A 10,218-nucleotide genomic window follows, 5' to 3' on the forward strand; every position below is an offset into this window, starting at 1 on the left:
TGTTATTCCAAGTGGTGCTGCTGAATATGTCGAGCCTGGCAAAGTTAGATACAAATAGCATCTAAAATGCAGCCGACAACCCGGCGCCACCCCCAGGAGAAGATATGACCCACGAGTTTGATGTTGTCTCGGCAGCCCGCAACTGGCGGTTCAAGGATGTTCGGCAGGTCTCCAGCGATATCGCCGGCGAGGTATTTGCCAGCGATGTGCTGGACATGGATGAGCTGCGGGAGCTGGTTTCCAAGCCGGTATGGAAGTCGCTTCAGGCCACCATCGAGAAAGGGGTTCCTCTAGACCCCAGCATTGCCGACACCATCGCCCTGGCCATGAAGAAATGGGCCCTGCAAAAAGGGGCTACCCACTACACCCATTGGTTCCACCCCCTCACCGGCTACACCGCCGAGAAGCACGACAGCTTTTATGTCCCCATTTCCGATGGCAAGGTGATTGCTTCGTTTACCGGTAAGGAGCTCATCCAGGCCGAGCCTGACGCCTCCTCGTTCCCTTCGGGCGGCCTGCGAGCCACCTTTGAGGCCCGTGGCTACACGGCCTGGGACCCTACCTCGCCGGCCTTCATCATGCGCCACTCCAATGGGGCAACCCTCTGCATTCCCACCGCTTTCGCGAGCTGGACGGGGGAGGCGCTCGACCTCAAGATCCCGTTGCTGCGTTCCATTGAGGCCCTTAACAAAAGCACCCAGCGGGCCCTCAAGTACTTTGGGGTGGAGGCCAGCAAGGTTGTAGCCACTCTGGGGGCCGAGCAGGAGTACTTCCTGATTGACGAAGAGTTTTACTACCGCCGTCCCGACCTGGTCATGACCGGGCGCACCCTGTTTGGGGCCAAGCCGCCGCGCGGACAGGAGCTCGAGGACCACTACTTTGGCTCCATCCCCGACCGGGTGTTGTCCTTTATGACCGATGTGGAAAACCAGCTCTATGCCCTGGGTATCCCGGTAAAAACCCGCCACAACGAGGTGGCCCCCGGCCAGTACGAAATCGCCCCCATCTTCGAGCCCTCCAACATTGCCGCTGACCACCAGCAGCTGATCATGCAGACCCTGCGCAACACCGCGCGCCGCTATGGCCTGGTGGCGCTGCTGCACGAGAAGCCCTTTACCGGCATCAACGGCTCAGGCAAGCACTGCAACTGGAGCATGAGCACCGATACCGGCATCAACCTCTTGGAGCCCGGCGATACCCCCCACGACAACCTGCAGTTCCTGTTCTTCTGCGCGGCGGTGATCAAGGCAGTGGACATGCACCAGGATCTGTTGCGCATTAGCGTGGCCTCGGCCTCCAACGACCACCGCCTTGGCGCCAACGAAGCCCCACCCGCCATCATGTCGGTTTTCCTGGGCGACCAGCTTACCGACATCTTCGAGCGCATTGCTAGTGGCAAGGGGGGTTCGGGCAAGAAGACGGGAGTGCTCGAGCTGGGTGTGCCGGTGCTGCCGCCCCTGCCCAAGCATGCCGGCGACCGCAACCGCACCTCGCCCTTCGCCTTTACGGGCAACAAGTTCGAGTTCCGCGCGGTGGGCTCTTCGCAAAGCATCTCCTTCCCCATTACGGTGCTCAACACCATCGTGGCCGATGCCGTTGACGCCCTGATGGACGCGGTAGAGGCCAAGATGAAGAAAAAGATGGGCTTTGAGCAGGCTGCCCTGGAGACCATCAAGGAGACCTACGCCAAGCACAAGCGCATCGTCTTCAACGGCGACGGCTACTCGGCAGCCTGGCACAAGGAAGCGGCCAAGCGCGGGCTGCTGAACCTGCGGACTGCCGTGGACGCCATTGAACACTTTACCGACGAGAAAAACATCAAGCTGTTCACCCGCCTGGGGGTGCTCAACGAGCGCGAAATTCACGCCCGCCAGGAGATCATGTACGACATCTACTTCAAGCAGGTGAACATCGAGGGTGAGACCACCGAATGGGTTGCCCAGACCCAGATTCTGCCCAGTGCCCTGAGCTACCTGGCGGAGCTTTCGGAGATTGAGGTCAAGTCTCGTGCGGTTGAGCGCACCATCAAACAGGTTGTGGAGGCTACCGATGCCCTCTCGGACGCTCTGGAAAAACTCAAGGCGCAAAATGCCGAGCTGGGCGGCGACGAAGTGCACGAAAAAGCCCACCACATGCGCGACAATGTGTTGCCTGCCATGAACGAGGTGCGCAAGGCCGCCGACGCGCTCGAGCGCATCCTGGCCGATAAGCACTGGCCTTTGCCCAGCTACCGCGAGATGCTGTTTGTCAAGTAGAACCCTGTTTTTGCACCACCCCCGCTGCAGGGGGTGGTTTTTTACTGCAAGGCTATAATTGCGCTGAGGCTGCCAAGGAAAAAGACCTGGGAGGGAGGATGGGGCTAAGGTTTAGCGGGGTAATCTGGGAGTGGCGCGGCCCCGCGCCGTTCTACTTCGTGACCGTTTCCGACGAGCAGAGCCAGGCCATCAAGCGCGCCGAGCGGTTTTTGACCTACGGCTGGGGCATGATCCCGGTACAAGTCCGCATCGGCCAGACCGAGTGGAAGACCTCGCTGTGGCCCAAGGACGGCCTGTATGTGCTTCCGCTCAAGGATGCGGTTCGACGGGCCGAGGGCCTCGAGGTGGGGCAGATCGTGCAGGTGTGGCTCGAGGTCAGCCCAAATGAGAAAAGGAAGCGATGAACATACCCGAAATGTACAGCTACTTGGTTCGCGCCCGGCGTGAGCTGTGGGCGGTGCTCGAGGCTGTGTCGGACGAGGTGCTGTCCCGCCCGCTGCTAGGTGGCGAGCGATTCCATTGCATCAAAGACCTGGTGTTCCACATTGCCAGCGTAGAGGACTCCTGGTTACACGAGGACATAGGGCGCAACGAACCAGTGCTGGCGCGCATGCCTGCCCTGCAAAACACCACCGGCGACCCGGAGTATGCGGGCTTTCCTCTGCCAACCCTGCTGGACTACTGGCGGGCGGTTGAACAAAGCACCCTGGGCTACCTTGGCACGCTGACGGACGACGAGCTCAAACGGGCCGTGTATCTGCACGACGCGCCTGAGCGGTGCTACACCGTGGAGGGCCTCTTGTGGCACGTCGTGGTTCACGAGATGCGGCACACCGCGCAGATTGCGGTGCTTTTGCGTACCCAGGGCATCAAGCCGCCTGCTTTGGATTTGTTGTGGTTCCTACCAAACTGCTAGCCGAATGCCCGTTGCAGTAGAGCCTGGTCGGACGCCTCTGTTGGGGGCAGCAGTTTGCGGATGGTTTCTTTGCTATAGCATCCTGGGGCAAAATGCCCTACACTCTGTTCTGGACAGCGCACGGTGAATGCCCCCTGACATTCCATCCGTAGCCTGTGTGAGGAGACCCGGATTCAAGTTGGAGAAGCTCAAACGTTTCACTGCCAAGGATGCCGAAGAAACCTACCTCGTCCCCCACTGGGCGGCGGGGTTTTTTCGGGTAGGGGAGGATGGTGAGCTCGAGGTCACACCCGAGGGCGAGGATGGTTCCAGCGCTTCGCTGTTTGAAATTGTGCAGGACTTGCGGGACGAAGGGCGTCCGTTGCCAGTGATGCTGCGCTTCCCCCAAATTCTGAAAGCCCGGGTGGTGGCCCTCAACGAGGCCTTCCGGCGGGCTATAAAGAAGTATCACTACAGCGCTGGATACCAGGGGCTTTTCCCGGTCAAGGTGAACCAGCGGCGCATGGTGGTCGAGACCGTGGCTAGGGCGGGGAAACCCTATGCCTATGGCCTCGAGGCCGGTTCTAAAGCCGAGCTGGCCCTGATTCTGGCCCAGGATTTGCACCCGGAGTCCATCATTGCCTGCAACGGCTTCAAAGACGACGACTTTATCCGGCTGGCCCTGATGGGCAAAAAGCTGGGTAAAAACGTGGTGGTCACCCTGGAGAAATTCGCTGAGCTGGGGCGGGTGATCCGTATAGCTCAGGAACTGGGGGTAGAGCCACAAATTGGCATTCGCTACAAGCTAAAAACCAAAGGCTCGGGTGCATGGGAAGAGTCGGGTGGCGAGGCGGCCAAGTTTGGCTTCACCACCCCGGAGATCATTAAAGCCATAGACATCCTGGCCGAGGCTGGCATGCTGGGCACCATCGCCATGCTGCACTCGCACATTGGCAGTCAGGTGACCGATATCCGCCGCATTAAGCAGGCCGTGCGGGAGATAGCCCAAACCTACGTGCAGCTTCGCAAGCTGGGGGCTCCGGTGCGCTACCTCAACCTGGGTGGGGGCCTGGCAGTCGACTACGACGGTTCCAAGACCGCCTTCTACGCCTCGGCCAACTACACCCTGGAAGAGTACGCCGAAGACCTGGTCTATGTGACCAAGGAAATTTGCGACGGCCACGGGGAGCCCCACCCCACCCTGGTTACCGAGTCAGGCCGGGCCGTTACCGCCTACCACAGCGTGCTGGTGTTGGAAGTGGTGGACACCATCCGCCCCCCCGGCGAAGAAAAAGTCGAGCAGCCCAAGGATGCCCATCCGGTGGTCAAGGACATGTTCGAGCTGGCCCGGAGCATCTCGGCCAAAAACTACCGCGAGGTCTACCACGACGCCTTCGCCAACAAGGACACCATTCAGAACCTCTACGACCTGGGCCTGATCTCGCTGCGCGACCGGGCTGCTGCCGAGGCCCTCTTCTACCAGATTGCCCGCAAGACCCTGAAGCTGGCCCTGGAACTCGATTACCCCGCCGATGAGCTCGAGGATCTGCAAAAGATGCTGGCCGATAAGCTGGTCTGCAACTTTAGCCTGTTCCAGAGCCTCCCCGATACCTGGGCCATCAAGCAGATGTTCCCCATCGTGCCCCTCTCGCGCCTGAACGAACGCCCCACCCGCGAGGCCACCCTGGTCGACATCACCTGCGACTCCGATGGCAAGATTGACCGCTTTATTGATACCCACGATGTGCGCAACACCCTGCCGGTGCACGAAATTCGTCCGGGTCAGCCCTACTACCTGGGGGTTTTTTTAACCGGAGCCTACCAGGACGTGCTTGGCATGAACCACAACCTCTTCGGGCGCATCGGTGAGGCCCATGTGGTGATTGACCGCGACGGCTACGACATCGAGCGCTTTATCATGGGCGAAAAAGCCCGTAAGGTAATCGAGAAGATGGGCTACGAGGACGATGAACTGGCCGAGGCAGTGGAGAAGCTGGTGCGCTCATCCAAAAAACTGAGCCCTGCTGAAAAGGGCTCTTTTATGGAGCTGTACGCGCGGGAGCTGGTGGGGTATACCTACCTGGAAGACTAGCGGCAGCAACTTAGAGCGGACTTCTTTCAAATTTTGGCTTGGCCCTAGCACCCCACCCGATGCGCTCTGCTTAGCGCGGGTCAAAACCTACCTGACAGTGTTTCGGGGGCAGCACAAAGAACGAACCAAGGACATTTCTATGTCATCTGTGGACTACGACGTACTGATTGTGGGCGCAGGCTTTGCGGGCTCCGAGACTGCCTACGCGCTGGCAAAAAAGGGTTTCCGGGTGGGGCTGGTCACCACCAGCCTGGACTCGGTTTACCTGCCTTTTACACCCATTCGGGCCCCGTTTCCCCAGGGTTCACTGCTGGCCGAGGTGGGTGAGGACGGCCTGAAAGGCTGGGCCCTGCACAGCCGGGCCAAGTACAGGCTGGAAAACCACCCGCAAATTTTCCTTTTGCAGCTATCCGTCACCCGGCTGTTGCTGGAAGGGCCGGCTGTGGTGGGCATCGAGAGCTGGGAAGGGCCGCGTAAAACAGCGCGCAAGGTGGTGCTGGCGGTGGGCAGTTTTCTCGCGCCCAGGCTCTACATTGGCAGTGTGGCTGAGGAGGCCGGGCGCCTATCGGAGGTGGCCTACCCCGACCTGTACCGGCACCTAGAGCAGCTTGGTTTTGCCTTTTCTTCCCAGCAGGCTGAGGTTCCCGAGCAGGACGGAACGCCCGGATATCGGGTGGAGTATAAGGTTTTTGCCGAAGGCGAGTGGGAGCCAGGCTCCATGCGCCTGACCCGCCTCGAGGGTCTTTACGGGGTGGGGCTGTGCGTGCTGGGCCAGGGTTCATATAACCAGATGGCCACAGAGGGTATGCGCCTGGCTTCGCTGCTGTAGCCAGACTGACTTAAATGACGTCTGATGCTCCAGCCCACTTGACTTGCCTGGGCTTTTGGGATGCGGCGCTTATATGGAGCGCAGCAGCGCCTTAGCAACCTGGTCGAGGGCTTGCTCGAGGTCGGCAATCAGGTCTTGGGGGTCCTCGATGCCCACCGAGAGCCGCACCAGCGCATCGCTTACGCCGTGGGCCTGCCGCACCTCGGGGGGCAGAAGCTGGTGGGTGGTGGAGGCTGGATGGGTCGCCAGCGACTCCACATCGCCCAGGCTTACGGCCTGGGTGAACAGCTTCAGGCTGTCGAGGAAAAGGGCGGCGGCCTGTTTGGACTCGAGCTCGAGGGAGACCAGCCCGCCAAAGCCCTGCATCTGCTTACGGGCAACCGGGTGGCCGGGATGCGAGGGCAGGCCGGGGTAGTACACGCGCCGGACACTGGGGTGCGCGGCGAGGTAGGCCGCTACCTGTGCTGCACCCTCGCAGTGGGCTTCCATGCGCAGGGGCAGGGTCTTGAGGCCCCGCAGCATCAGGTAGCCCTCAAAGGCCCCCAGGGCTGCGCCAATGTGCCGAAGCCCCTCGCCCCGTATGTGCTCCATCAGCTCCTTGGGCCCTGCCAGTACCCCTGCCAGGCAGTCGCCGTGCCCCCCCAGGTATTTGGTTGCGGAGTGCAGCACCACATCAATGCCATGCTCCAAAGGGCGGGTCAGGTAGGGGGTGGCAAAGGTGTTGTCCACCACCGAAAGAACCCCTCTGGCCCTGGCAATCCGGGCTACGGCCTCGAGGTCGTAGATGCGCAGGGTGGGGTTGGTGGGGGTCTCGAGGTAGATGAGCCTGGTGGCCGGCGAAATAAGCGCGGGCAGCTCCTCCACGTTATTGCTGCCGGTTACACGCACCCCGAACCGGGTCAGGGTTTCCAAAAAGTAGCCTTCGGTTCCGCCGTAGAGCGGGGCCAGGTAGACGATCTCGTCGCCGGGGGCCAGCAGGGTGTTGCACAGGGCACTGATGGCCGCCATGCCGCTGGCAAAGGCCACAGCATCCTCGGCCCCCTCGAGGCTGGCCAGCTTTTCCTCGAAGGCCCGCACGGTGGGGTTGCCGATGCGCCCATAGATATAGCCCGGCTCCTCGCCAGCAAACAAGCGCTCGCCTCGAGCAAACGAACCATAGGCAAAGGTGGAGGTGCTGTAAATCGGCACCACGTGGGCTCCGGTCTCTCGGTCGGGGTGGTGTCCGGCGTGGACGGCGCGGGTTCTTATTTTCATAAAGCCACCTCAGGGTTTGGATTTAAAGTAGCACTTTGTTCCCGGCAATTGCGTGCAATAAGGCCCGGCTAGAAGTCTCCCGCTGCAATCCAATACCACAGAATGCTAAAATGACGCAATCTGATGGCAGCAATTGAACTGGATAAGAAAGACCGCAAAATCCTGAGCATCCTGCAACGCCAGGCCAACATCCCCAACAACGAACTGGCCGAGCAGGTCAACCTTTCCCCCTCCACCTGCCTGCGCCGGGTAAGGCGGCTGGAGGAGCTGGGGGTGATTCGCGGCTATGTGGCCCTGCTGGACAAAGATAAGATTGGCCGCAGCCTGTGCGTCTTTGTGCGGGTCAAGCTCGACCACAAGAGCCGCGCCGATGTGGAGCGCTTCGAGCAGGAGGTGCTCAAATACCCTGAAGTTACCGAGTGCCACGTGGTGATGGGCGAGGACGACTTCCTGCTCAAGATTATGGTGGCCGACCTGAACGACTTTCAGAAGTTCTTGCTGGATCACCTGACGGCCATTCCGGGCCTCAGCACGGTCATCTCCTCGGCGGTGCTGCGGCAGGTCAAGAGCACCACCGAGTTGCCGCTATGACCGGTTTGCCCTCGGGTGGCCCTATTCTTGCCATTTGTATTGACAGGGACAAACGTTATTCCGGGGCATACTACGCTGTGAAGCATGGTGCAAGTAGCGGCGCAGCAGTGGTGTGATGCTTTGGCCGATTTGGCCTCGACAGCAGCTTCGGGTACAGACGAAACCGTTCTTTTGCGTAAAGGCCTCGAGGTTTTGCGCTGCAACCTGGGGGCGCGTTGTGGCGAAATCTACCGCTTTCGCCAAGGGCAGCCTGCCCTGGAACACCTGCAAAACTGCCAGATAGACTGCCCCCTCAGCCAGACCTCGCACGGGCTGGCCCAGATGGCCGTGGATACGCGGCAGACCGCCTGGCACGGGCGTGTGGTGGCCCTGCCATTGCTGGCCACGGGTCAGGTGCTTGGGGTGTACGTCTTGCACCTGCCCGACGACCCAGCCCCTTCGGAGGAGGGCTTCCTGAGCCTCAGCGCCGCCGTGGTGGCGATGGGCCTTCGGCACGTCAGCGAGACCGACCGTTTGCAGGGGCGCGAGGCCCAGCGCCGATCCCTAATGCACCAGCTGCTCTTTGCCCAGGAGGAAGAACGTCGCCGGGTGGGGCGGGAATTACACGACGAGGTGGGCAGCCACCTGACCGCAGCCCTGCTGGCGTTGCAGATTACCGAGAAGCGCCCGGAATACCTGGGGGAAGCCCGCAAAGCGGTGGTGCAGGCCCTGGAAGAAGTACGCCGCCTCTCCCGCGAACTGCGCCCGGCAGTGCTGGACGACCTGGGGCTGGTGAAGGCCCTCGAGCGCTACCTGCATGAGTTCCGGCAGCGTACCGGTCTTCAGGTACAGGCCGAGATCGAGTGCCCACAACTTCGCGAAAGCCAGCAAATCGCCCTTTTTCGGGTGATTCAGGAGGCCCTCACCAACGTGGCCCGCCATGCCCAGGCCCGTCAGGTCTATGTGGGGCTTTCGGCCTGGGACAAGCGGGTGCGGGGCCTGATCACCGACGATGGTCGGGGTTTTGACCCGGAGCAGGCCCCCACCTCTGTCGGGATGGTGGGCATGCGCGAACGCATCGAGCAGCTGGGCGGCAGCCTGAGTGTGGAAAGTGCGCCAGGACGGGGAACGCGCATTAGTTTTGTGGTGCCGCTATGAAAATTGCCCTGATCGAAGACCATGCCCTGATCCGCACCGGCCTGCGGCTGCTGCTCGAGGCAGACCAACATTCGGTGGAGATCGAGTTTGCCAGCGCCGAAGAGGCCCTGGCCTGGCTTTCTGGCAGCCACACAGAGCCCTTGCCCGAGCTGTGGATCCTCGACCTGAACCTGGGCGGTATGTCGGGCCTCGAGGCCCTGCCCAGGCTGCGAGATAAGGGAAAAGTGCTGGTGCTCTCCATGCACGAGGAGGCCGAGTACATCGCCGAAGCCTTTGCCAGGGGAGCCGGCGGCTATTTGCCCAAGCGGGCGGTGGATCGGGATTTGCTGGATGCAGTGGCAGCCATTGCCCGTGGTGAACGCTACTTACATCCGTTTCTGGCCCCCCGGCTGGCCGAGCACGTGGGCCTGCCTGCCCCCGAGGCCCTCTCGGAGCGGGAGCGGGCTGTGGTGGGTCTGCTGGCCCAGGGCTACAACCTCAGCCAGGCCGCTGAGAAGCTCGGTATCTCGGTCAAGACCGCCGCTACTTACAAGGCCCGTGCCCTGGATAAGCTGGGCCTGGCGTCCCAGCCCGAGCTGGTGCAGTGGGCCCGGGAGCGCGGATTAGTGTAGGAATTCTTCTGACGAAGTTGTAAGACCTTCCCTGACCCCACAATTCATCGGCAGTTCTAACCTGGAGTCAGGAGGTTAGGAAATGAAACAACACAAGCTTCTCCTGATTGTGCTACTGGCCCTGGTTCCGGTTCTGGCTTCTTCCGCCAACTTTTCTGCCCTTACCGTCCGTGAGGTAGGCAACTTCCTGAATACGTTGCCCACCGACTTCTACGGGGTACAACCCCCTGCGGCCAAAGCCCAGATCGACGCCATTAAGCCGTTCCTGTTGGATGTGCGCGAGCCCAACGAGTACAAGGACGGCTTTATTGCAGGTGCGGTGAACATTCCCATCCGCGAGTTGTCGGCCAAGGTTGGCAGCCTGCCCAAGGACAAGCCCATCCTGGTCTACTGCGGCATTGGACACCGGGGCGCCATGGCGGTGGTCTTCCTGCGCGGCCAGGGCTACAACGTCAAGAGCATCATGGGTGGTTACAAAGCCTGGGTGGCTGCTAACTACCCGGTGGTGAAGGAATAGCCAGAATCTCCCCCTTCTTGGCCCCCTCCCTCGAGGG

The 10,218-nt window shown here is 61.2% G+C and carries 10 protein-coding genes; 9 read left to right on the top strand and 1 reads right to left on the bottom strand.

What is annotated here, in order from left to right; all coding sequences use genetic code 11:
- Positions 1 to 104 precede the first annotated feature (104 nt).
- From ABWU19_RS00305 to ABWU19_RS00325, 5 genes are all read left to right on the top strand, one after another.
- Positions 105 to 2,255 carry a glutamine synthetase III family protein gene (locus ABWU19_RS00305; protein WP_435899805.1) on the top strand — a complete coding sequence of 717 codons (2,151 nt, stop codon included), beginning with the start codon at positions 105 to 107 and terminating at the stop codon, positions 2,253 to 2,255.
- 98 nt (positions 2,256 to 2,353) lie between these two features.
- The gene (locus ABWU19_RS00310; RefSeq protein WP_435899806.1) at positions 2,354 to 2,659 is read left to right on the top strand and encodes a DUF1905 domain-containing protein; all 306 of its coding nucleotides are present in this window, start codon (positions 2,354 to 2,356) and stop codon (positions 2,657 to 2,659) included.
- A complete protein-coding gene (locus ABWU19_RS00315) occupies positions 2,656 to 3,171 on the top strand; it encodes a DinB family protein (protein ID WP_435899807.1) in 516 nt (171 codons plus the stop codon). The genes ABWU19_RS00310 and ABWU19_RS00315 overlap by 4 nt, the downstream gene beginning before the upstream one ends.
- Positions 3,172 to 3,349: 178 nt before the next feature.
- Positions 3,350 to 5,242 (top strand): biosynthetic arginine decarboxylase, encoded by a 1,893-nt coding sequence (gene speA / locus ABWU19_RS00320; RefSeq protein WP_435899808.1) that lies wholly within the window; start codon positions 3,350 to 3,352, stop codon positions 5,240 to 5,242.
- 139 nt (positions 5,243 to 5,381) lie between these two features.
- Positions 5,382 to 6,071, top strand: a complete 690-nt coding sequence (locus ABWU19_RS00325; protein ID WP_435899809.1) for an FAD-dependent oxidoreductase — start codon at positions 5,382 to 5,384, stop codon at positions 6,069 to 6,071.
- A 69-nt stretch (positions 6,072 to 6,140) separates the two neighbouring features.
- Here the strand turns inward: ABWU19_RS00325 and ABWU19_RS00330 are convergent, their stop codons facing one another.
- Complete coding sequence (locus tag ABWU19_RS00330; protein WP_435899810.1) at positions 6,141 to 7,325, bottom strand: trans-sulfuration enzyme family protein; 1,185 nt, start codon at positions 7,323 to 7,325, stop codon at positions 6,141 to 6,143.
- Between the two features lie 123 nt (positions 7,326 to 7,448).
- On the opposite strand from ABWU19_RS00330, the gene ABWU19_RS00335 reads away from it, so the two are divergent.
- The 4 genes from ABWU19_RS00335 (at position 7,449) to ABWU19_RS00350 (ending at position 10,181) form a co-directional block, all read left to right on the top strand.
- A complete protein-coding gene (locus ABWU19_RS00335; RefSeq protein WP_435899811.1) occupies positions 7,449 to 7,916 on the top strand; it encodes an Lrp/AsnC family transcriptional regulator in 468 nt (155 codons plus the stop codon).
- Between the two features lie 84 nt (positions 7,917 to 8,000).
- The gene (locus tag ABWU19_RS00340) at positions 8,001 to 9,053 is read left to right on the top strand and encodes a sensor histidine kinase (protein WP_435899812.1); all 1,053 of its coding nucleotides are present in this window, start codon (positions 8,001 to 8,003) and stop codon (positions 9,051 to 9,053) included.
- The gene (locus tag ABWU19_RS00345) at positions 9,050 to 9,664 is read left to right on the top strand and encodes a response regulator (RefSeq protein ID WP_435899813.1); all 615 of its coding nucleotides are present in this window, start codon (positions 9,050 to 9,052) and stop codon (positions 9,662 to 9,664) included. Before ABWU19_RS00340 ends, ABWU19_RS00345 begins: the two co-directional genes overlap by 4 nt.
- 82 nt (positions 9,665 to 9,746) lie before the next feature.
- On the top strand, positions 9,747 to 10,181 hold the full coding sequence (locus ABWU19_RS00350; RefSeq protein ID WP_435899814.1) for a rhodanese-like domain-containing protein: 435 nt from the start codon (positions 9,747 to 9,749) through the stop codon (positions 10,179 to 10,181).
- Positions 10,182 to 10,218 lie beyond the last annotated feature (37 nt).

Origin of the sequence: Meiothermus cerbereus, from assembly GCF_051297115.1 — a bacterium.
In the GTDB taxonomy this organism is placed as follows: Bacteria; Deinococcota; Deinococci; order Deinococcales; family Thermaceae; genus Meiothermus; species Meiothermus cerbereus_A.

Excerpts from the sequence above, each read along its gene's own strand:
- ABWU19_RS00305 (WP_435899805.1), top strand. The coding sequence starts at position 105 with ATGACCCACGAGTTTGATGTTGTCTCGGCAGCCCGCAACTGGCGGTTC.
- ABWU19_RS00310 (WP_435899806.1), top strand. The coding sequence starts at position 2,354 with ATGGGGCTAAGGTTTAGCGGGGTAATCTGGGAGTGGCGCGGCCCCGCG.
- ABWU19_RS00315 (WP_435899807.1), top strand. The coding sequence starts at position 2,656 with ATGAACATACCCGAAATGTACAGCTACTTGGTTCGCGCCCGGCGTGAG.
- ABWU19_RS00325 (WP_435899809.1), top strand. The coding sequence starts at position 5,382 with ATGTCATCTGTGGACTACGACGTACTGATTGTGGGCGCAGGCTTTGCG.
- ABWU19_RS00330 (WP_435899810.1), bottom strand. The coding sequence starts at position 7,325 with ATGAAAATAAGAACCCGCGCCGTCCACGCCGGACACCACCCCGACCGA.
- ABWU19_RS00335 (WP_435899811.1), top strand. The coding sequence starts at position 7,449 with ATGGCAGCAATTGAACTGGATAAGAAAGACCGCAAAATCCTGAGCATC.
- ABWU19_RS00340 (WP_435899812.1), top strand. The coding sequence starts at position 8,001 with ATGGTGCAAGTAGCGGCGCAGCAGTGGTGTGATGCTTTGGCCGATTTG.
- ABWU19_RS00345 (WP_435899813.1), top strand. The coding sequence starts at position 9,050 with ATGAAAATTGCCCTGATCGAAGACCATGCCCTGATCCGCACCGGCCTG.
- ABWU19_RS00350 (WP_435899814.1), top strand. The coding sequence starts at position 9,747 with ATGAAACAACACAAGCTTCTCCTGATTGTGCTACTGGCCCTGGTTCCG.